Below are 21,726 nucleotides of genomic sequence, written 5' to 3'. Positions count from 1 at the left end.
TTTTCTAGAATTTCTGCATATGATTTGCATAAAAATATAACGAACCAAAGGTCTTTCCCATCGCCATAAAAAATAGCATCCATCCAAGTCCTTCCTTAATCCGCAACCTTCGAAACATAATGGGAAAGGAATTTAAAATCTCTGCCAATGCCACTGCCAGACACCCGGTAAATACTCCGGCAGATACTCCGAACAGCACCAATAAGGGTATTCCCAACGGTACATTCCATTGAAACAGAGAAAACAGATTTCCAAAGGTTCCACCTAGTAAAATGATTGTCTCATAAATCAGGACATCTTTCACCGTCTGGGTCTTTCCAATCATTCTCGGAATTACACCTACCGATATGATAAATGCGAATACACCTGCTGACACTGCGAAACCGGATGCCAGTCCGACAAGTGCCAAAAACACTTCTTTAATCCACATCATTGTTCGTTCCTTTTCTGCCACAGTTTTGTATAAAAGTAGTGTCTATATCCTTTTCATAAGTACGCATTTCCACCTGAATCGGAGTCGGATCATGAGTAATCTTCTTTCGTCCCATATGATTAAAAAATATCAAAATTCCAAGAGAAAGACCTATTGCATAGCTTATTTCCAAAATAGTAAAACCATCGGAAGGTCTTCCCATTACCTGTTGATAGAAATCCAAAAAAACCTCCCCCACCCCTACGTCATTATTAAAAGTCATAATGGTAAATGCAGAACCAAAAAAAGTAAATACACATAAGATAGCAACCTTAAAACATTGTTTCCACTTTATTTCCGGAACCGGCTCATACTCTATAATAAAATCTTTTTCTCCCATATTCTGAATATCTACATTGGGATATTCTTTTCCAATGAGTTCAATAATCTTCAAAATGGAAAAAACTTCACTCTGCTTTTTCTTCTTATCCTGATTTGCCGGTGTATGAAACTGATATACCTTCATGGTCTTTAGCTTATTTACCATTTCTCGATTGGTGGATGTGATTTTTGCAATATCTTTTAAAACAACATTTGGTTCTTTTACCAGAACGTTCTGCTCAATTTTTATATACAATGTATCTGAATTAGATGCCATATTCTACCCACTCCTGATTCTGCACCAACGTTCCTTCTCTTATCGCTGTCTCGTTTTCTACATAATTAACATAATAAAAAATACCTCCTATAATGGTAAGTATCACCACTGATAGAAGGCATAATCGATAAATTTTTGTATGGCTCATTTACTCACTTCCTTTTTCATTCTTTCGAAAGTAGTATGCCATGACTTTTCGTATTTATACGTTTCTTTTTATTTCTTTTTATAACTTTTTGCGCATGGACAGCAGAATTTTTTTCTCCATCCGGCTCACCTGCACCTGACTAATTCCCATTGCCTCTGCCACCTGCATCTGAGTACACTCTTCAAAATAACGCATTTTTATTAATTGTCGCTCTTCTACCTCCAGTTCTTCTAACAGTTGCTCTAATAGCATGTGATTAATAAGTACTTCATGGCTGTCCTTTTCCTGCGGAAGTCGGTCTGCCAGACAAGTTTCCTTTCCATCTTCCGGGGCATAGGTCTTATAAATAGATTCTACTTCTCCATTTGCCTCTAATGCCATAACAATTTCTTCTCGTTCTATCCCAGTCTCTTCTGCCAGTTCCTGCAGGGTAACATCCCGTCCTCGTTCTGCCTGAAGCCGTTCTCTTGCCTGTTTTACCTTTGCTCCATTTTCTTTCAGGCTTCGGCTTACCTTAATCAACCCATCATCCCTTAGGAAACGTTTGATTTCTCCTGTTATCATAGGTACGGCATAAGTGGAAAACTTTACCTCAAATGAAGTATCAAACTTATCAATGGCTTTCATTAATCCTATACTTCCAATTTGAAACAAATCCTCCACTTCATATCCACGATTGGAAAATCTTCGCACAATGCTCCAGATTAATCCTATATTTTCTTTTACCATAGTATCTCTTGCAACTTTATCTCCGCTGTGAGCCAGTTCTAGCAGTTCCTTCACCTGTTCATCCTTGGACTTTTTCTGTTCTGGCTTCTCTTTCAGCAGCTCCACTCCTTCACCCCTGTCCTATGGTTTTACGCATTATCACACAAGTTCCTTCTCCTAATTTGGACAATACCTCTAGCTCGTCCATAAATGCCTCCATAAATGCAAATCCCATCCCGGAACGTTCCAACTCCGGTTTCGTTGTAAACAATGGTTCTTTCGCCTGTTCTACATCCCGAATACCTCTTCCGGTATCAGTAACGGATATTTCTATTTGATTTCCTTCGATTCGACATTGAATCCAGATACTCCCCCCCCTTTGTTCATATCCATGAATAATACAATTCGTTACCGCTTCACTGACCGCAGTTTTTATATCTGCAAGCTCGTCCACCGTAGGATTCAATTCTGCAATAAAAGCCCCCACTGCCACTCTTGCAAATCCTTCGTTGGAAGATACTGCTTGAAATTCCATCTTCATTTCATTCTTTAAATATTCCATATAATCCTCCTTACGATCCCTCTATTTGTCAATTTCTATAATTTTCATTAATCCGGATAATTTAAAAATTCTCTGAATCTGTTCATTTAAATGAACTGCCTTTACATACCCACCGGAAAACCGTACATTTTTGCATCTTCCTATAATTACTCCAATTCCGGAACTGTCCATAAACTGCGTATCTGAAAAATCAAATACCAGACTTCGTACGGGATACTTCATAATCAAGCCATCTGCCTCCTCTTTCAAAAATTCCGCTTGGTGATGATCCAGTTCTCTGGGCATTTTCAAAATCAGACACCCATAATCTCTTTCATACTTATGTTCCATATTTTTCTTCCTTTCTTGCATTGATAAAAAAAGACGCCATGAATCACTCTTCATGACGTCTTTTGTATGTTTCTGAAATTTTTATTCTTCTGTTGCAGGCTCCTCAGACATTTCATCCAAATAGTTCTGAGAAGTTCTGGCTCTTTCCGTTCCCGGATGAAGTTCTACCATTCTCTGATAATACTTCTTAGCATTTTCTGTATCTTCCAGTTTACGATAAGACTGAGCCAGATAATAGATTGCATTTCCATCATCATAATCTTCTTCTATCTGTACTACCTTTTCCAACTCTGCCACTGCTTCCTCGTAATTCTGGTTATTATACGCACTTTCACCCTTTTCGTACACACTTGCAATATACTGCTCGTTTACCTTCCCATTTACTTCATTGTAAACATTCCGTGCACTCTCTGATAATAAGTCCGGATTTACCTCTGCCAACACATTTCCTGCGCCTTCCATATCCTCCTGCGCAAATGCATGATATCCTTCTATCAACTTATCATAGGTATTTGTTACCTGCTGCGCTGCCTCTTCCTTCTGTTGCAAACTTGCAATCTGGTTATTCAAATCCTCTATCTGACTCTCTAACTTCTTAATCTCCTGGTTCTTAGTACTCAAGTTATTATTCGCTTCTACCTCAGACTTCTTGGCATCTGAAGTTGCATTCTGCCGAATACTTGGCATAATCAGGAAAAAGGTAATGGCTACACCTATCACAATTCCTATGACAATATTAAGAATTGTCATAATTCCCGAATTATCTTTAAAATTAGCCGGCTGAATAATCGTCTCATTCCCGCTTTGATATGCAATCTGTTCTTCCTTCTCTTTACGACTATTCTTCTGTGAAGGCTGTTCTCCATGAAGCTGTAGATTTACCTCCTTTAAGTAACGCAAAGTAAGGGTATTATTAGCATCTATTCTGCCTGCTGCACGCAGCTCCTTTTTTGCTTGGTCAAATCTTCCCACCTGCATATAAAGAAGTGCTAATAATTGATGTCCCTTTATCAGATTCGGATTTAACGAAAGCACTTTTTTCAACTGTATAATCGCTAAATCCTGACTTCCCTGCTGACAATAGAGCAATGCCTGATTATATTTCTTTATGGTCTGATTGATTGTATTCAATTTCGCCCGATTGGACTGAATCGATTCCAAATATTGCTCTGCAATATTATCTTCCGGCTGAAGACTACGGCTAATTACCCATTCACTTAAGGCGTCAACCGTTTCTCCCATTTCAAAATACACCAATCCCAATAAGTTTCTTGCTTGTATATTTGCTTTATAAAAACGTAAACTCTTCCGCAAACTCTCTGCTGCTCCGGACAAGTCACGTACCTTTGCCTTTTCCAATCCAATATTGTATAACAAATTGGATATACGAATAATTTTGTTATAAGAATCCATATTTACCTTCCTCACCGTCTCGTCTATCTTTGTTCTCTTGCTTCTTTGATAATTTCCTGCATAATATCCGTCATATCGGTAAGGTCTCTGTCATATATCGCATCCTCAGCCTCTTCCACTTCAAGACTTGGTTTAAACTTCTTCAATTCTTCTTCAAAATTAAGCATCTTTCATACCTCCTGTTAGCTGTTCTAATTCTCCAATGAGATACAATGACCCTGCACAAAACAGCTTCTGCCCTTTCTTTTTCGCTTTCACTGCCTCTGCAAAGGCTTTCTCTACATAATCTATCTCTGTTATCTGTATATTCTGATTCGTTGCAAGTGCTTCCTGTTCAAACACCTGTTTTAATTTTTTTGCAGGAATTCCTCTGGCATCGGAAATAGTCGTCACAAAAATCTTCTCCCATTTTCCATCAGTCAATAATTCTCTGATTGCCTTATTATAATCCTTTTCCTGCACCATGGAAAAGAGCAAAATAGCCGGTTCTTTGGAAATCTCCTTCACCGCCTGCAAAAAGCACTGAATACCGTCTGCATTATGTGCACCATCAAAATAAATATCCTCTTGCGCTTCCTGCATTCTTCCCTTCCACTGTACTTTGCACATTCCTTCACGAATTGCTTCATTTGAAATATTTTCTGTTTCCTGAAGACAATTTGCGGCCATTAATGCTACTGCAGCATTCCTTGCCTGATAAGGTGCTCCAAAGGGAATTTGCACTTCAGTAACATCATACCTAGATTCATAGGAAAAATCAATCTTTTTCCCAGTGTTTAATAAAATTTTAATTTTCTCCGGATATACCGGAAACCTTTTACAATTCAACTGTTCTGCCCGCTGCTTAATTACCTCCGCTGCCTTTTCATTGGAAGCATCATATACGATAGGAACTCCCGGCTTCAAAATACCTGCCTTTTCTGCTGCTATTTTTTCGATGGTATCTCCTAAAATCTCTGTATGTTCCAAGCTGATGGATGTAATTACAGTGAGCAATGGATGTTCTATCACGTTAGTAGCATCCAATCTTCCTCCAAGCCCCGTCTCTAATACTGCATACTCTACGTTTTTTTTCTGAAAAATCACCATTCCCACAGCAAAAAGGTATTCAAAATAAGATGGATGCGGAATCCCTTCCTGTTCCATCTGTTTTACTACTGATTGAACAATTTCTACTGCCTGAACAAAATCCTCTCTGGCACATTGCTTCCCGTCTATCACGAACCGCTCTTCTATATCCACCAAATGCGGGGAAATAAACAATCCGGTGCGTTTTCCACTTTTTCCCAAAACACTGGCAATGCACGCACAAACACTTCCCTTGCCATTACTACCAGCTACATGTATCACTTTAAACTGATTCTGAGGATTCCCCAGACGCTCTAAAAAAGCCTTTGTATGTGCTAACGGATGCTTCGTTGTAAACTTCGGTATCTCCGCTATTGCTTCTATTATCTCTTCGTATGTTCTCATAAAAAATCACCACTTCTAATTATAAAGAAGTGGTGATTTTATGCAAGCATATTTTGTATTGTTTTTTCGACAGTTTCTTATGACTCTAACTGACACATCACAATCTTATCTGGATTTTTGACAAATTCTAACCGTTCCTGTTCTTCTCGTACAACAACGCGTAACTCATCCATCTCTACACATACTCCTGGATATACCTTACCTTTCACGGAAATATTTCCGCCCCGTGCACGTTCTATCTGATTTTCCAACTTATTCAACTCTGCTGTATCGTCTGCCAACAATGCACTGTCACGAATCTTTACACGTAATAACTCAGTCCGACGTGGATCATTCTTCACATCCTGTAAAACCTTCAATCCCTCTTCGATTTTACTCAAGTTCTCCTGTTCTACTTCTATCTTATTCTTTAAAACAGAGATACGACGCATAACAGCTGCATCATTTCCGATTCGAACCTTTGTCTTTACCTCTCCGTCACTTCCTAAAGTATCTACAGAAATACTCTCTATTGCCCATACGTCTCCGCCGACGATACTTGCTTTTTTCCCATCCAGAAGAATACTTCCGCCGCAGGAAACCTTGCAGTTTAAAAATACATCCGCCTGAATAGAACCATTGGCATGCACTCTGGTATACTCAAAAAACTTTGCGGTAATATTTCCTCGGCTAGTAATACTTGCTCTGGATGCGCCCATGACACCGCTTCTTAATACCACGTCCTTGCCTGCCTCAATTTGTGCGCCCTCTACAATACCGTCAATGGTGATGGTTCCTGTTGCCTTGATACTGACTCCGGAACAAACACCTCCATGAATAATTACGTCTCCTCTGAAGTCAATATTTCCAACAGACAAGTCTACATCACCACTTACTTCATAAACCGGAAGTATCGTGATTCTGCCATTCATCATTTCAATTTTTCCATTGACTAACGCCGTATAAATGTTTCCATCTTCAGAACGTTCAAATCCTTTTCCTCGTAAAGGTACCTGGTCTCTTCCACGTTTTGCCAATACAATTTTGCCCTTTACATTCATACCATCTGTTCCCTGATATGCCTTATGGTATACTGCAATGACCTGGCCTTCCTCTACTGTTTCCAACATTTTGATACTCCAATAATCTACCGTTCCATCCGGACGTATCTTTGGCTTCTTACTATAATCTAAATTAAATTTATATTCATAATATCCGTCTACGCCGTTTTGCGGCTGTGTTCCCTCCGCAATAAGTATCTCTCGGCCATACAATTGTTTCTCCAGCAACTCTCTCAAATTTTCCTCTATGATGCCAGAGTTAACTCCCTTTTCACTTAAAAACCGACGGACAGCTTCCTCATTGTCATAATCATCTTTTATTTCATCCGCTATATAAAGAAATGCCTGCATTTCGTCTTCACTGATTTTTACCTGTGGCTCTTTTGATGCTGCCATCTGTTTCCCTCCTATCACGTTTACTAGTAAAATAAGGTTATATATCTTATATTACCAATTTTCAAGAGGTTTTTCAATCATTTTGTAATATTTTGACGAATATTGTCAGCAAAAAAAGAAACCGCATATGATTTTTTCTCATATAACGGTTCCTTTTGTCTCTATATCAACTATTTCATCTGTGCCAGACGCTCTTCTACCTGAGCCATCATCTGCTCATATTTTGCCAGCTTGTCTTTTTCTTCCTTTACTTTTGCTTCCGGTGCCTTGCTTAAAAACTTCTCGTTGGAAAGCATTCCCTTAGAACGTGCCAATTCTTTCGCCAGCTTGTCTTTTTCTTTCAGCAGACGTTCCTTTTCTTTTTCAAAATCTACCAAATCTTCTAATGGCAGATATACTACTGCTCCCGGAATTACAACAGATACTGCATCTTCACCAATTCCATCCTTATCTGCCTGTACCATAATTTCACTGGCACTTGCAAGCACAGCATAGGCACTCTTCATGCTCTCAAAAGTATCCTGAAGTATTTTATCTTCTGTAACAATGAATACTTTTGCCTTTCTGCTTGGCGGAACTTCCATGGCAGTTCTGGTATTACGGATTCCCTTTACCAAATCCTTCACATGCTCTACTGCCTCTTCCTCTGCTGGAAAATTCCACTCTTCAGTATATTCCGGCCACTTGGATAACATAATGGTCTCTTCCTCATCCTGCAGAGTACAGAAGATTTCCTCTGTAATAAATGGCATATACGGATGAAGCAGTTTCAATCCCTGAATCAATACAGTCTTTAATGTCCACATTGCAACCTTTGCAGATTCCGGGTCTTCTTCCTTTTTGAAGGTTCTGGTCTTTGCAATTTCAATATACCAATCACAGAATTCATCCCATATAAAATCATATACCTTCTGAACTGCAATTCCCAGTTCGAATTTATCCATGTTTTCTGTAACATCTTTTGCCAAAGTATTGACACGGGATAAAATCCACTTATCCTCCGGTGCAAGTGCATCCAGAGATGGTGCTGTTAATTTTTCATCTCCGATATTCATCATAATGAAACGGGATGCATTCCATACCTTATTTGCAAAGTTACGAGATGCCTCTACACGCTCCCAGTAGAAACGCATATCATTTCCCGGCGCATTTCCGGTAATCAGCGTAAGTCTTAAGGCATCTGCACCGTATTTATCAATTACCTCTAATGGGTCAATACCGTTTCCAAGAGATTTACTCATCTTACGTCCCTCGGAGTCCCTTACCAGACCATGGAACAATACTGTCTTAAATGGTGCTTCTCCCATCTGCTCATAACCTGAGAAAATCATACGAATAACCCAGAAGAAAATAATGTCGTATCCGGTTACCAGTACATCATTTGGATAGAAGTAGTCAAGGTCCTCTGTTTTGTCCGGCCATCCTAATGTAGCGAAAGGCCACAGTGCAGAAGAAAACCATGTATCCAATGTATCCGGATCCTGTGTCATATGCGTACATCCACATTTTGGACACTTACCCGGATTCTCTCTTGCTACCACAAATTCACCACACTCATCACAGTAATATGCCGGAATTCGATGTCCCCACCACAGCTGTCTGGAAATACACCAGTCGCGAATATTGTCTGTCCAGTTGAAATATGTCTTATCCATACGCTCCGGAAGTAATTTGATGTCACCATTTTTTACTGCCTCTACTGCCGGCTTAATCAACTCATCCATTTTTACGAACCACTGCTGCTTTATCATTGGCTCTACCGTTGTTTTACATCTGTCATGAGTTCCTACATGATGAGAATGTGGTACTACCTTTACTAATAAGCCCTGCTCCTCTAATTCTTTTACTATAAGCTTTCTGGCTTCGTAACGATCCATACCTTCGTATTTTCCGCCATTTTTGTTGATAGTAGCATCATCATTTAATACATTAATTTCCGGCAGATTATGACGTTTTCCAACTTCAAAGTCGTTAGGGTCATGAGCCGGTGTAATCTTAACACATCCGGTTCCGAATTCTTTATCTACATAACTATCCGCAACAACCGGAATCTCTCTTCCTACTAATGGCAGAATCAATGTTTTTCCTACAATATCCTTGTATCTTTCATCATCCGGATTTACTGCTACTGCAGTATCACCTAATAATGTTTCCGGTCTAGTGGTTGCGATTTCTACGAATCTTCCTTCTTCTCCCTTTACCGGATAGTTAATATGCCAGAAAAATCCGTCCTTTTCTTCATGTTCCACCTCTGCATCTGAAATAGACGTCTTACATACCGGACACCAGTTTACAATACGAGAACCTTTGTAAATATATCCTTTTTCATATAATTTAATAAATACTTCCTGTACTGCTTTGGAACATCCTTCGTCCATAGTAAAACGCTCTCTGTCCCAATCAGCAGAAGAACCCATTTTGCGCAACTGTTTTACAATACGTCCACCGTATTCTTCTCTCCACTCCCAGGCTTTCTCTAAAAATCCTTCTCTTCCAAGTTCTACCTTATCAATTCCCTGTTCCTTCAGTGACTGAATCACCTTTACTTCTGTTGCAATGGCAGCATGGTCAGTTCCCGGTTGCCACAACGCATTGTAGCCTTGCATTCTCTTATAACGGATTAAAATATCCTGCATGGTGTTATCCAATGCGTGGCCCATGTGAAGCTGTCCGGTAATGTTTGGTGGAGGCATCATAATCGTAAATGGTTTCTTACTTCTGTCCACTTCTGCGTGGAAATATTTATTCTCTTCCCATTTCTGATAGAGACGGTCTTCTATGTCTTTTGGATCATAGGTCTTTGCAAGTTCTTTGCTCATGTTGTTCTCTCCTTTTCTTCTTAAACTAAAAACGCCCTTTACTGGAAATCCAGTAAAGGGCGAAAATTCGCGGTACCACCTTTATTTATGCACTACAAGTAATACATATCTCTTATCCTGTAACGGGGATTAATCGTGAAAGCCTACTGCAAATTCAGCCTTCCGGTTCAAAAGCTACCTTCCACAACTCCTACTTTAAACGGTCTTTCAGCCGGTGAACCATTCTCTCTTTCAAGGGTGGTTGTGTACTCCTCTTTCTCACTACCTTTTAAAATATATTTTATATATTAAGAGGTAAGTTTTGAATTGTCAAGTTTTTTTCTTTTTTAATTCAACATCTTCAATATATTTTCATACGCTGTTTCCTTTGCCACCTGTTTATCTATGTCCTGATACACTCTCTGATGCATAACAAAAATAGCATATTCTGCCACTTGAGAGATAATGGCGCTTTGTACTCTATACTCATCTGTTTCTCGAATTAGGTTTTCTTTTCTTGCAATTTCCGCAACTCGATTTATCATATCTTTTACCATATCAAAGTTACACTTATGCTTTTCTATTTCTGTCAGCACATTTCCGCCATTTATGGTATCATCGCGAACAATTCTAAGAATTAAAGCAAAACCTCTTTGTTTTTCAAAAACAGAATCCATAATATCGAATCCTGTCATTAGGATTTCTCTAAAGTTACGTTCCTCTTCTATCAGATTGTTTACTATTTTTATATGCTTTTTGGCTTCATAATTTAAGGCACCGGCAATAATCTCTTCTTTGCTGGAAAAATACTCATATGCTGTTCCTTTTCCGATACCTGCCTTTGCGGTAATTTCAGATACAGTCAGGCTACTTAGTCCCCTTCCAGATTCAAACAGTTCCAATACGGCCTCAAACATTGCCTTTACCTTAGGCGGATATTCCTCCGCCCAAGGTTCTTTTTCATAACTTTCCATTACACTTCCCATTATATCTCTTCCTCTACCATACTCTTATTACTATAGAATAAGTCATAAATACATGGCACTACTACCAATGTCATCAGTGTTCCATATATCATACCACCGATAGTTACGATTGCCATAGGTCTGGACATATCTGAACCCATATCACTTCCGAATGCAGTAGTGGACATTGCTAAAATAGTAGTCATTGCTGTCATCAAAATAGGACGGATACGAGCTTTTCCTGCTGCAATGATTGCTTCCTTTTTCTCCATTCCTGCTCGCCGAAGCTGATTAATATAGTCTACCATCACAATACCATTATTTACAATAATACCTGCCAGCATAATAAATCCAATCATGGCAATGATACTAATTTCATTATTGGTAACGAACAATGCCAAGAATCCTCCGGTCAATGCCAGTGGAATCGTAAACAGGATAATAAATGGCGCCTTTAATGACTGGAACTGTGCTACCATTATGAGATAGATAAACGCAACGGCAAGTATCAGCATTAGCATCAACTGTTCCATTGACTCATTAATCATCTCGTCTTCTCCTTCCATTTTCATGGAATATCCCTCTGGGCACTCATATTTTTCTATAGCTTCTTTTACATCACTTCCCACTAAACCTACATTATAACCATCTGCAATAGCTGCTGTAACATTAATATAACGCTGCTGTCCATCACGGCTAATGGTACTTAAGCCTTCGGTTTCCTCAAATTCTGCCACATCACCGAGCGGAATTTCCGTTTCATCACCGGTTTCCTTATCTGTATAAGTAAAGGTCAGATTTTTAATACTGTCAATACTTGCGGTACTCTGTTCTACTGATTCCAGATATACATCATAATCCTTAATATCTGTAGAAATGGTAGCATCTGCTGTTGTATTTTCCATTTGTGCATACACCAGCTGGTAAATCTGTGCTACTGTCATTCCATATTTTGCGGCTTTTTCCTTATCAACGGTAACTCGAAACTCCGGTGTAGTTTCTTCCAGACCATCTGATACCTCTGCCGTTCCTTCTACCTTTTCTACAATTTCAGCTACATCCTTTGCAATACTCTGTAAAGTATCCAAATCCCTTCCCTTTATCTGAATAGAAAGTCCTTCTCCCATCATAGATGTCATATCCATGGAGGATGCATTGGCAGCAATTTCTCCATCCATATCCTTGGTCTTTTCCGTAACCATTGCTGCAATTTCCTCATTGCTGTGTTTTTTATCTTCCTTCAAAATCAGGTATAAAGTCACCTGATCATCACTGCTGTCACCCATTGATATCATGTTTCCGCCGCCTGCCATGGCTCCTATGGATTCCACATCTTCAATTTCTTGAATCTTCTCAGTTACTTTATCTGCCAATTCACAGATTTCTTCAAACTCATAATCATCCGGTGGCGTTATGGTTACTGTCATCTGTGTACTTTCCATATCCGGGAAGAAAGCTGTTCCCTTAGAAACAGAAGCATACGCACTTACTACCAATAAAGCTACCATTACCAGCAGTACCAATGGTTTTACATATAACAATTTTCCTAGTACTTTTCCATATACATCCTGGAATTTGTCAAACCACGGATGCTTGATATCCTTTGTCTTTTTCAATATTTTAGAGCCCATCATTGGTACAAAGGTCAAGGCTACAATCAAACTTGCCAACAATGCATAGGCAATGGTCAGTCCCATATCAACAAATAACTGTCTTGTGATTCCTTCTGTAAATACAATTGGTGCGAATACACATATGGTAGTCAATGTAGAAGCTGCTATCGCACCGCTTACCTGCTTTGCTCCCTCGACTGCCGCTTTTCTTGCCGGTACTCCTTCACTTCTCATACGATAAATATTTTCAATTACTACTATAGAGTTGTCCACCAGCATACCAATTCCCAATGCCAGACCGGATAAGGAAATCATATTCAGAGTAACTCCGCTGAAATACATCAACACGATTGCAAAAATAACAGAAATCGGAATGGATACAGCAATTACCAATGTTGGCTTAATATCCTTTAAGAACAACATCAGAATAATAACTGCCAATATTGCTCCATAAATCATATTATTTAATACAGAATCTACAATCATATCAATGTAAATTCCCTGATCCATCAAAACAGATACATGCAGGTCCTTGTTACTTTTCTGCATAGATTCAATCTTATCATACACACGGTCTGTTACATCTCCGGTAGAATATCCGGTCTGTTTTTCGATAGAAAGCATAACTCCCGCATTCCCATCTACCTTTGCATAAGACTCTGTAGAATCATCTACTACCTCAATCTCAGCTACATCAGATAAATGTATGGTATCCACACCATCCATGCCAAGGTCCATCAATACCATGTCCTTTAATGCATCTATACTGTCAACAGCATCTCCTACGCGAACCATGTACTGAACACCATTTTCGTTAATATAACCTGCCGGCATAGAGAAGTTCTGTGCAGTCAGTATTCCGCTTAACGTATCCATGGTAAGAATATTATTTAAATCTGCAGAATCATATGCCTCTTCTTTTTGATTCTCAAATTCCTTCTGGGATTCTTCTAACTTCTGTTCTCCACCTGCTAACTGTGCAGAAGCACTTCCCATTTCAATCACACCTGCAATCTGGCTTTCATTCAATGTGGCAAGTGTTTCATTAATGGTTGTTTTTCCGGCTGCAATATTTTCAAGGGCTGTCTGTATGGTAACAATTCCACCGTTAATCTGTATCAGTCCCTGTTGTGCCTGTGTAAGAGCAGATGCAATATATGCTGTCAGTTCTTCATCGGAAGCATTTACAGATAACGTGCTTCCTTCCTGTGCCGCCATCTGCCCCTTAACTGCTACCAGACCTGCTTCTAGTTGAGCCAGGTTTGCTTCTAGTTCTGTAGTATCCTGCCCTGCCTGCTGCATACCTGTAATTGCGGCAGTCAACTGACTCTTCGTACCAATCAGAGTCTGCACCTGTTGCTGTGCTTCTTGCAACGCAGCAATTCCAGCTTCTGTGCTACTTTTGGTCTGCTGTAATTCTGCTAACTTAACATTTAAATCTGCCTCTGTTTGGATCAACTCCAGTTTCTTGTCATTTAACTGATTTTGAGCATCACTGATCTGCCCTGCCATTTCATCCTGACCACTGGAGAGCTTATCTTTTCCACTTTCTATCTCATTTTTTGCAGAATCCATCTGGCTTTCTGCATCAGAAAATTTTTCATCCAAAGATGCCACAATCTTTTCATTTATCGCATCTATTTTATCTTGCTTTAAGGTAACTTGAATCGACTCTTCAATGGTACCGGTAGCAGACACCGAAGCAACTCCCTCAACGCTTTCCAGTTCTGCAATCAACTCATCATTTGTATAGTCGCTTAACGCAAGGGTATCCATTCCTTCCACATCTACTGCCGCAATCATAATCGGCATCATGTCCGGATTAATCTTCATAATAATAGGATTTCCCACTTCGTCCGGCCAATATCCCTTAATCTGATCCAGACTTTCCCGCATCTCTACGGTAACGGAATCCATATTTGCGGTCTGCTCAAACTCCAGAATAACCATGGACATGTTATTCGCAGAACGTGAACTAATATTTTTAATATTCGAAGTACTTGCCATAGCACTTTCTACCGGCTCCGTTACCACACGTTCCACCTGTTCCGGACTGGCTCCGGCATAACTTGTGATTACAATTGCATAGGGCATATTCATACTTGGCAATAAATCTGTACTCATTTTACTCAATGATACAATACCAAGTATAATTACCAGCACAATCCCTACAATTACGGTATAGGGCTTCTTCACACTGAATCTTGACATTACCTTTCATCCTCCGTTTTTCATACTTTTTTCTGTTTCGTATTTTCCCGACCGACTGGTCAGTTCTGGTTTCATTATAAACAGATTCTCATCCATAATACAATAAAAAAAGTATAAAATTATTATAAAAAAGAGTTTGCGGGCAAGTGAAATGCCCCCAAAAGTCAAATTCTAAAATCTAACTTCTGGGGGCATCACAGTGCGGAATTTAGTTATGCATTACAACTGTATCTCAATTCTTCTTTATAATTTTCCTCATATATCTTTTTCCAGAGGTCTGCGTTTTTCTGGCGCATTTCTTCTACATTTTCAGCCCTTGATTTATTTTTATCAGGATAAATTGGCTCTCCGATATGGATTGTATATTCTTGTACATAAAAACCATCTTCTCCAAGAATATCACTGTCCTCCATGGTAATAAAACATGGTAGTACCGGTACATTGTTTCTTGCTGCAAAGGTATACGCACCCTTTTTCAATGGCTTCGGCTTTCTGTAATTCCACCACATACTCTGCTCCGGATAAATCAATACAAAATTTCCTTTCTGTAATACAATATCCATGGATTTCATAAATTTCTCCATGGTTTTGAAATTAGAACTCAACGGAAATGTATTACAATTTCTCATAAGCATTCCATAGAAGCCCGGAAAGTTCGTATAATTTCCTTCTCGAATTACACGATAAAACTTTCTCTTTTTATGCCCGGAACTCTCATACGCAATCTGCATTGCAAAACTGTCATATGCATTAAAATGATTACAGGTAATAATTGCTCCACTTTCTAAGTTACAGAAATTCTCAATCCCTTTTATTTCCTTGATAATTAACTGTTTACTATCAAGCAAATGATTCATAAACTTTCTTGCAACTTTATAAGTAAGTCTTGTCTTTATCTTACTTTTCACCTTTTTTCGCAGATAATCAATTTCCTCCGGCTGAAGTTCACGGGTTGGTGGATCTTCCTCCACATCCTCGTCAAATCTTCCTTCTCGCTCCAACTTTGCGATTTTATCCAATACCTCCAAACGTTCCTTTGACTTTAACTGTCCTCTCTTTAACAAATTCAGATAATTGTTTTCCTTTGCAATTTCATCTTTTGCCATCTGAAGCAACCGGTCACAGGAAGCTGCATCCTCTTCTCGCTGTTCATCTGTATAATTAGCAAGCACTTCTTTAATTTCATCATAAACAGCTGTTTCTTTCGCATAGCGCCAAAAATGTTCGGAATACTTTGCTCCTTCATAGTGCCATGGCTTAGAAACCATAATATAATGAATCATCTTAAATTCACTTTCCGGATAAGCAATTTCACCAAACACCTCTGTGTTCCATGGTTGTTCTAACCACAGCACCCTATCTTTACAGATAAGATTCAGATAATCCTCATCCTGCGTAACTACAAAATTATAGGTATGAAGCAAGTCAACAAACTGGTCTAACACATGATTTTTTCGGAACTGTTCACAGTTAATCAACAGAAGTCCCGCATTGAAATAATGGTATCTGTCAATTCCCAGCACTTTTTCCACATACTCTCCATATACGTTTTCCTGAATCATTACCTGTTCATTTGCTGCTCCTACATAGTTATCCTTCAAGTCATGAAGATACAGTTCTGAAATATCCCCATTCACTATGGTATCGCTATCAATATAGATTGCCTTCTCATATTCCGGAAACATCTCTGCAATAAACATTCTGAAATACGTTGTCTTGGAATAATAATCTCGAAGAGGCAGTTTGTCACTAATAGACGTCAAATAACCTGTCACATCCTCAAAACGAATTTCAAAATTTTCCTCTGTCATATCCATAACAGCTTTTTTCATTTCATCACTAATATTTGTATTCAAAATGTGTACCACATACTTGTAATCTCTAGATGCATTATCCATGATAGAACGCATGGATACCATCGTATATTTTACAAAATTATCATCACATGCAAAAAATATTGGTATTATTTTATTACTGTTCATTTGTAATCTCCCATCCATTCCTTTTCGTATTTTTTCTTCAAATAAATATACTCAAATAAAATATCATCAAACACATAGTACCGGAATATCCTATGAATATCACTTACCTTCCACTGTTTGACATTTGCAGTATGAGGATAAGGCAGATAAAATAGTCTTTTTGAAAAATGCCTTACCACGGTGTGTTTATGTAAAAATTTCTGATCGTTAAACCTCTGAGGCAGCATTTTCTTTTTTGTGGTACTCCGGTAAACTGCACTCTGATCTGCAAAAGTCAGTTTTTTCTCTTTAATCAGCTTCCTTGACTTTTCCAGCAATCCGGTTTCTCTTATTTTTTCCATATTAAAGAGTAACACTCCCGCATTGATATAATTAGGATTGAGTAAATATTTCCCATAATGGTCTCTTGCTGCTGCATACTCATATCCCGAAACATCTATTTCATATAAAAGCGTGATATCTCTGTTAAACAAAATATCTACATCCAGATATAACAGCTTATCCGGCATTCCTTCCACTATATCCGCAAACAGACGGAGCAACGTATAAGGAGAACAATAGGCTTGCTCGTTAGGACACCCACCAAATTCCCTCTCATACAACTCTTTCACATCTACCTTAATTACCTTATTTTCCAAATTATATTCTTGTGCTATTTCATTTAAAAATGCTATCTGCCTGTCGCTAATTGCCTGATACTCCGGCTTGATTCTAGTCACATCCATGGTATATACAAAGAAACGAAACGGCTCTTTGGTGTCCGTCCTTTTAAATATAGACAACATGCACGTCAATATTCCATCAAATACTCCTGCATTTCCTGAAAAAAGTATATTAATCATCTTTTTCTTCCTTTTTCTTTTCTACCTTTATATATCTGACAAGCTCCACATTATTTTGCTTCGCTCTTTCCTTCATACTTTCATACACTTGATTCCTCAGTTGTAATTTTTGTTCCTTTGATACTTTTGTCCGGTCCGGATAAAAAGGTCCATCAATATATGTAACAATCCGAGGATTCTTTGAAAAACGTCTCTTCTGATAAGTGTTTGTCAAACTAAAAACAGGTGTCTGATACTGTACCGGATATCGGAAAGAGGTGTCCTTGAACGGCCTTATATCTGTATAAAAAGGCCAAATATGTGCCTCCGGATATATCATAATCCATCCATTTTTTTTCATAATCTGACCTATTGCTTCTACAAAGTGCTTACATGCCTGCTTCTCATCCGGAAGAGGCAACGCTCCCAAATAAGGTGTAATTCTTCCCAACACGGGCATGGATACATTATTCGGATGCACAATAACTGAAATTTTCTTAGGAAAACTAACCATTGTAGGAATTAACGCATCTGCTAAAAAATGTGTGTGGTTTCCATATATGTAACATCTCTTTCCACGCATCTGCTTTAATACTTTCCTATTAACTATTTTATGACGAAAATGAATCTTCATATACAAAAATGCCAGTGGTATTGCTATAATACGGTAAAAAAATATATGACAAATCTTATCCAGAACTCTATTTCTGGTATACCGATATTCCCCGTCAATTCGCTTCGTTACAATGTTATCACCGGAAAACTCATCATTCAATTCATCACTATAATAAATTACTTTTTGTTCCTTTTCCATAGCATCCTCTTTTTCAATCACTCTATTCTATCATCGCATAGCGGTATTGTCAACCGCACCATGTAGTTTTCATCTCTACGTCATGTGATTTATTTTTACAGCATGTAGAAAAACTATTACTATAATACCATATTCCACCCTTTATGAAAACAAAAAATTATATTCGCTTATTTTTCTCAATAAGAAGAACTGTTTTCAAAAAAAAACAAAAAAATGGGCTTCTGTTCTTCTTTTTGTACACTCTATCCGTTGAAAAAAATTTGAAACGTGGTAAATTATATTTAGAGTAAAAATAATTCTTTAGAATTAGGAGGAAAGTTACTATGAATATGCAAGGCTTTGGCATGATGATTGATAAACTAAAAAAGAGCCCCAAAAAAATTGTTTTCACAGAAGGATCTGACCCACGAATCTTAGAAGCAGCTTCTCGTCTGTTGGCATCTAACTTCTTAACACCAATCTTAATTGGTAAACCTGAAGTAGTGGAAAAGGCTGGCGAAGACTTAGGTTACAATATCCGTGGCGCTCAAATCATTGACCCGGAAAATTATGAAAAAATGGATGAAATGGTAGACTTGTTCTGCGAACTTCGTAAGAGCAAGAATGTACAGCCTGAGGAAGCTCGCAAAATCTTAAAGCAGGGAAATTACTTTGGAACCATGTTGGTAAAGATGGGTGTTGCTGACTCTTTATTAGGTGGTGCAACCTACTCTACCGCTGATACTGTTCGTCCTGCTTTACAGTTAATAAAAACGAAACCCGGACACAACATTGTATCTTCCTGTTTTATTCTGGTACGTCCATCTGCAACCGGTGAAAATGAAGTACTGGCAATGGCTGATTGCGCAATCAATATTAAGCCAAACGAAGATGAATTAGCAGAAATCGCTTCCGAAGCTGCTGACTGTGGTAAAATTTTCGGTATCGATCCGAAAGTTGCTTTCTTAAGCTATTCTACTCTTGGTTCCGGAAAAGGCGAAGATGTAGATAAGATGCGTAATGCGGCTGAAAAAGCAAAAGCATTAAGACCTGATCTTCCAATTTCCGGAGAATTACAGTTCGATGCTGCCGTATCTCCTCGTGTTGCAAAGACAAAATGCCCTGGCAATGAAGTTGCAGGTCATGCAAATGTATTTGTATTCCCAGATATCAACGCTGGTAACATTGGATACAAGATTGCACAGCGTCTTGGTAACTTCGATGCATACGGACCAATCTTGTTAGGACTGAATGCTCCTATCAATGACTTATCCCGTGGATGCAATGCGGAAGAAGTTTATTCTATGGCAATTATTACTGCTGCATTAGTAGAAGACTAATCGTACATAAACATAAAACAGCGTGAATTAGCACTCAAAATCTAATTCACGCTGTTTTTTATAATCACAATTTTCTATTTCACTCCGTACTCTTCTTTTACAAACTGCTCCAACGCCTTTAAGCTACGTACTACCTTCTCGGTATCAATGCAATATGACATTCTGAAATACCCCGGCACTCCAAAGCTGTCACTTGGCACTAAAATCAAATTATATTTTCTTGCTTTCATGCAAAATGCATTTGCATCCTCTTCCAACGCTTTCGGAAAGATATAGAAGGTTCCCCCCGGCCTTACTACTGTAAATCCCAGTTTTACCAGTTCATCATAAATAAGATTCATATTTTCCTCATAAACAGATAAATCACTGGTCTTATCCAATACTTCTGCCACCGCAAGCTGTACACTGGAAGAAGGACAATTGTGACCGATTCCACGGCTAATCTGACCACAGATTACCGCAATGATATCCGCATCTGTTGCTTTCGGATTAACCGCAATGTAACCAATTCTTTCTCCCGGAAGACTAAGACTCTTGGAGAAGGAATAACAGGAAAGTGAATTATCATAGTATTTACTTGGATAAACGCTTGCTTTTCCATCAAATACAATTTCACGATAAGGTTCGTCGCTGATAAGGAAGATGTCATGTCCATATTCCTTCTGTTTTTTATCCATAATTTCTGTCAGCTTAAGAATCGTTTCTTCTGAGTAAGCAATACCAGACGGATTATTCGGTGTATTAATCAAAACTGCCTGGACCTTCTCATTCATCATCTCTTCAAACGCTTCAAAATTAATCTGGAAATCTTTTGTATTCGCCGGTACCACTTTAAGAACTGCTCCCGTCTTTCCCACATATTCACAATATTCCGGAAAGAATGGTGCAAAGGTAATGACTTCATCTCCCGGCTGAGTCACACAACGCAATGCATGAGCAAGTGCACCTGCTGCTCCGCTGGTCATGAAAATATGCTTTGTTTCATAATCCAGACCAAATCTCTGCTTCAGACTTGCCGCCACCTTGGTACGTACTTCTGTATTTCCCAGAGATGGGCTGTAACCATGCAATTCTGCAGGACTTAAGGTGTCCAGTAAATGATGCATGGTTTTCGTATATGCTTCATGCACCGGAACACTTGGATTTCCAAGACTATAATCAAATACATTTTCATATCCGATTTTTTTTCCTAATTCTGTTGCGAACTCAGACTGCTGTCTGATAATAGATTTTCCGTTTAACATATCTTTGTACATCTGATTAATCATTGTAAGCCTCCTGTAACTTCCCTATCTTAATAATATATGATATCACACTATTCTTCTCCGTTCCAGATACTCCCCACTTTCGTCAATGCTCGTGGCAATGCGTCTCTTCCGTTCTTCCATGGCTCCTCCTTATAACGGTAATCATTCTTTCGGATAAACCATTCCAAATCATCTCTTACACGCTTAAAGTTCTCCATAAATATCTGATTTAATGTGTTTAAAAATGTTTCCAGATACTTCTTATTTAAATATCTTGGCGCCTGTTCAAACAGAATCTTATAGTGATTGATACAAAATCCCTTAGAGGAAGCAAACTGTTCTCTAAATTCTTCCTCTCTCTCGTACAAATAAAATATGGTCATAATATAGCTTTCAAAGGTCTGATTGATATAACCGCACACAAAACATTCCTCTTCTGACTTTGCAATATAATCTGTAATCGGATGAGACTGCACTTCCTTTTTCTTAAACATAGAATTCGGCTGAGGCAGAGAAGTCTTCGAGAACTTTTCCAGTTCCTTTATGGTGCGATCCATATGAGTCTTCAACATCATAGCAAGTCCCAGCTTATTATTATATTCATATAACAGTTTTAAATGTTTTTGGCAAAATCCCTCTTTGTCGCTTTGCTCCCGTATGTCCTCCTCCATATAACTGGCTCCGGGACCAATGTTATAGTTGATGGCATTTTCCTCAAGTTTACGATACATTTCACAGACCGGACACTCACAGTCTTTCGAAAATGCATCCTGAATGGGAATGGTATATAGCTTTTCTTTCATGTTCTTCCCCCTT

The 21,726-nt window shown here is 38.6% G+C and carries 19 protein-coding genes and 1 other annotated feature; of the genes, 1 reads left to right on the top strand and 18 read right to left on the bottom strand.

Translation table 11 applies throughout. The annotated features are described in order from the left end of the window. Positions 1-4: 4 nt before the first annotated feature. The 16 genes from BIV20_RS02830 to BIV20_RS02755 form a co-directional block, all read right to left on the bottom strand. A complete protein-coding gene (locus tag BIV20_RS02830; protein ID WP_242939771.1) occupies positions 5-433 on the bottom strand; it encodes a stage V sporulation protein AB in 429 nt (142 codons plus the stop codon). Next, positions 420-1,070, bottom strand: a complete 651-nt coding sequence (locus BIV20_RS02825) for a stage V sporulation protein AA (RefSeq protein WP_075717858.1) — start codon at positions 1,068-1,070, stop codon at positions 420-422. Before BIV20_RS02825 ends, BIV20_RS02830 begins: the two co-directional genes overlap by 14 nt. After that, on the bottom strand, positions 1,060-1,218 hold the full coding sequence (locus tag BIV20_RS02820) for a hypothetical protein (RefSeq protein WP_158024898.1): 159 nt from the start codon (positions 1,216-1,218) through the stop codon (positions 1,060-1,062). Before BIV20_RS02820 ends, BIV20_RS02825 begins: the two co-directional genes overlap by 11 nt. A gap of 78 nt (positions 1,219-1,296) precedes the next feature. Continuing rightward, positions 1,297-2,052 (bottom strand): SigF/SigG family RNA polymerase sporulation sigma factor, encoded by a 756-nt coding sequence (locus tag BIV20_RS02815; protein WP_330554408.1) that lies wholly within the window; start codon positions 2,050-2,052, stop codon positions 1,297-1,299. Positions 2,053-2,056: 4 nt separating this feature from the next. Continuing rightward, a complete protein-coding gene (gene spoIIAB, locus BIV20_RS02810; RefSeq protein WP_075717856.1) occupies positions 2,057-2,488 on the bottom strand; it encodes an anti-sigma F factor in 432 nt (143 codons plus the stop codon). A 21-nt stretch (positions 2,489-2,509) separates the two neighbouring features. Then, complete coding sequence (locus BIV20_RS02805) at positions 2,510-2,818, bottom strand: STAS domain-containing protein (RefSeq protein ID WP_075717854.1); 309 nt, start codon at positions 2,816-2,818, stop codon at positions 2,510-2,512. A gap of 81 nt (positions 2,819-2,899) precedes the next feature. Then, complete coding sequence (locus tag BIV20_RS02800) at positions 2,900-4,231, bottom strand: tetratricopeptide repeat protein (protein WP_083655071.1); 1,332 nt, start codon at positions 4,229-4,231, stop codon at positions 2,900-2,902. Between the two features lie 23 nt (positions 4,232-4,254). Continuing rightward, positions 4,255-4,398 carry a hypothetical protein gene (locus BIV20_RS02795; protein WP_192848861.1) on the bottom strand — a complete coding sequence of 48 codons (144 nt, stop codon included), beginning with the start codon at positions 4,396-4,398 and terminating at the stop codon, positions 4,255-4,257. Then, a complete protein-coding gene (locus BIV20_RS02790) occupies positions 4,391-5,704 on the bottom strand; it encodes a bifunctional folylpolyglutamate synthase/dihydrofolate synthase (protein ID WP_075717850.1) in 1,314 nt (437 codons plus the stop codon). The genes BIV20_RS02795 and BIV20_RS02790 overlap by 8 nt, the downstream gene beginning before the upstream one ends. Before the next feature lie 77 nt (positions 5,705-5,781). Next, positions 5,782-7,140 (bottom strand): DUF342 domain-containing protein, encoded by a 1,359-nt coding sequence (locus BIV20_RS02785; protein ID WP_075717848.1) that lies wholly within the window; start codon positions 7,138-7,140, stop codon positions 5,782-5,784. A 170-nt stretch (positions 7,141-7,310) separates the two neighbouring features. Next, positions 7,311-9,959, bottom strand: coding sequence for a valine--tRNA ligase (locus BIV20_RS02780; RefSeq protein ID WP_075717846.1), 2,649 nt, complete (start codon positions 9,957-9,959; stop codon positions 7,311-7,313). A gap of 52 nt (positions 9,960-10,011) precedes the next feature. Next, positions 10,012-10,230, bottom strand: a binding site (T-box leader). A 55-nt stretch (positions 10,231-10,285) separates the two neighbouring features. Then, positions 10,286-10,924 carry a TetR/AcrR family transcriptional regulator gene (locus BIV20_RS02775; protein ID WP_075717844.1) on the bottom strand — a complete coding sequence of 213 codons (639 nt, stop codon included), beginning with the start codon at positions 10,922-10,924 and terminating at the stop codon, positions 10,286-10,288. Then, the gene (locus BIV20_RS02770; RefSeq protein ID WP_075717842.1) at positions 10,924-14,727 is read right to left on the bottom strand and encodes an efflux RND transporter permease subunit; all 3,804 of its coding nucleotides are present in this window, start codon (positions 14,725-14,727) and stop codon (positions 10,924-10,926) included. Before BIV20_RS02770 ends, BIV20_RS02775 begins: the two co-directional genes overlap by 1 nt. A 212-nt stretch (positions 14,728-14,939) precedes the next feature. Further along, positions 14,940-16,709, bottom strand: a complete 1,770-nt coding sequence (locus tag BIV20_RS02765) for a glycosyltransferase (protein ID WP_158024897.1) — start codon at positions 16,707-16,709, stop codon at positions 14,940-14,942. Beyond that, on the bottom strand, positions 16,706-17,551 hold the full coding sequence (locus tag BIV20_RS02760; RefSeq protein WP_075717840.1) for a glycosyltransferase: 846 nt from the start codon (positions 17,549-17,551) through the stop codon (positions 16,706-16,708). Before BIV20_RS02760 ends, BIV20_RS02765 begins: the two co-directional genes overlap by 4 nt. After that, positions 17,544-18,344 (bottom strand): lysophospholipid acyltransferase family protein, encoded by an 801-nt coding sequence (locus BIV20_RS02755; protein WP_075717838.1) that lies wholly within the window; start codon positions 18,342-18,344, stop codon positions 17,544-17,546. The genes BIV20_RS02760 and BIV20_RS02755 overlap by 8 nt, the downstream gene beginning before the upstream one ends. A gap of 329 nt (positions 18,345-18,673) precedes the next feature. Here BIV20_RS02755 and pta point away from each other — a divergent pair, with 329 nt between their 5' ends. Further along, the gene (pta, locus tag BIV20_RS02750) at positions 18,674-19,663 is read left to right on the top strand and encodes a phosphate acetyltransferase (protein WP_075718212.1); all 990 of its coding nucleotides are present in this window, start codon (positions 18,674-18,676) and stop codon (positions 19,661-19,663) included. Between the two features lie 74 nt (positions 19,664-19,737). Here pta and BIV20_RS02745 read toward each other — a convergent pair whose 3' ends face one another. Both BIV20_RS02745 and BIV20_RS02740 read right to left on the bottom strand, forming a co-directional pair. Continuing rightward, entirely contained in the window at positions 19,738-20,931 is a 1,194-nt protein-coding gene (locus BIV20_RS02745; protein ID WP_075717836.1) for a pyridoxal phosphate-dependent aminotransferase, read from the bottom strand. A gap of 47 nt (positions 20,932-20,978) precedes the next feature. Then, positions 20,979-21,713 carry a DUF6062 family protein gene (locus BIV20_RS02740; RefSeq protein ID WP_075717834.1) on the bottom strand — a complete coding sequence of 245 codons (735 nt, stop codon included), beginning with the start codon at positions 21,711-21,713 and terminating at the stop codon, positions 20,979-20,981. Between the last annotated feature and the right edge of the window lie 13 nt (positions 21,714-21,726).

This window comes from Roseburia sp. 499 (assembly GCF_001940225.2).
In the GTDB taxonomy this organism is placed as follows: domain Bacteria; phylum Bacillota; class Clostridia; order Lachnospirales; family Lachnospiraceae; genus Petralouisia.
This window is presented reverse-complemented; position numbering and strand designations above follow the sequence as displayed.

Bases quoted from the DNA above. Each gene is read 5' to 3' on its own strand.
- spoIIAB (WP_075717856.1), bottom strand. From the start codon at position 2,488: ATGGAATATTTAAAGAATGAAATGAAGATGGAATTTCAAGCAGTATCT.
- BIV20_RS02790 (WP_075717850.1), bottom strand. From the start codon at position 5,704: ATGAGAACATACGAAGAGATAATAGAAGCAATAGCGGAGATACCGAAG.
- BIV20_RS02740 (WP_075717834.1), bottom strand. From the start codon at position 21,713: ATGAAAGAAAAGCTATATACCATTCCCATTCAGGATGCATTTTCGAAA.
- BIV20_RS02825 (WP_075717858.1), bottom strand. From the start codon at position 1,070: ATGGCATCTAATTCAGATACATTGTATATAAAAATTGAGCAGAACGTT.
- BIV20_RS02775 (WP_075717844.1), bottom strand. From the start codon at position 10,924: ATGGGAAGTGTAATGGAAAGTTATGAAAAAGAACCTTGGGCGGAGGAA.
- BIV20_RS02770 (WP_075717842.1), bottom strand. From the start codon at position 14,727: ATGTCAAGATTCAGTGTGAAGAAGCCCTATACCGTAATTGTAGGGATT.
- BIV20_RS02805 (WP_075717854.1), bottom strand. From the start codon at position 2,818: ATGGAACATAAGTATGAAAGAGATTATGGGTGTCTGATTTTGAAAATG.
- BIV20_RS02765 (WP_158024897.1), bottom strand. From the start codon at position 16,709: ATGAACAGTAATAAAATAATACCAATATTTTTTGCATGTGATGATAAT.
- BIV20_RS02800 (WP_083655071.1), bottom strand. From the start codon at position 4,231: ATGGATTCTTATAACAAAATTATTCGTATATCCAATTTGTTATACAAT.
- BIV20_RS02830 (WP_242939771.1), bottom strand. From the start codon at position 433: ATGATGTGGATTAAAGAAGTGTTTTTGGCACTTGTCGGACTGGCATCC.
- BIV20_RS02820 (WP_158024898.1), bottom strand. From the start codon at position 1,218: ATGAGCCATACAAAAATTTATCGATTATGCCTTCTATCAGTGGTGATA.
- BIV20_RS02795 (WP_192848861.1), bottom strand. From the start codon at position 4,398: ATGCTTAATTTTGAAGAAGAATTGAAGAAGTTTAAACCAAGTCTTGAA.
- BIV20_RS02755 (WP_075717838.1), bottom strand. From the start codon at position 18,344: ATGGAAAAGGAACAAAAAGTAATTTATTATAGTGATGAATTGAATGAT.
- BIV20_RS02780 (WP_075717846.1), bottom strand. From the start codon at position 9,959: ATGAGCAAAGAACTTGCAAAGACCTATGATCCAAAAGACATAGAAGAC.
- BIV20_RS02785 (WP_075717848.1), bottom strand. From the start codon at position 7,140: ATGGCAGCATCAAAAGAGCCACAGGTAAAAATCAGTGAAGACGAAATG.
- BIV20_RS02745 (WP_075717836.1), bottom strand. From the start codon at position 20,931: ATGATTAATCAGATGTACAAAGATATGTTAAACGGAAAATCTATTATC.
- BIV20_RS02760 (WP_075717840.1), bottom strand. From the start codon at position 17,551: ATGATTAATATACTTTTTTCAGGAAATGCAGGAGTATTTGATGGAATA.
- pta (WP_075718212.1), top strand. From the start codon at position 18,674: ATGCAAGGCTTTGGCATGATGATTGATAAACTAAAAAAGAGCCCCAAA.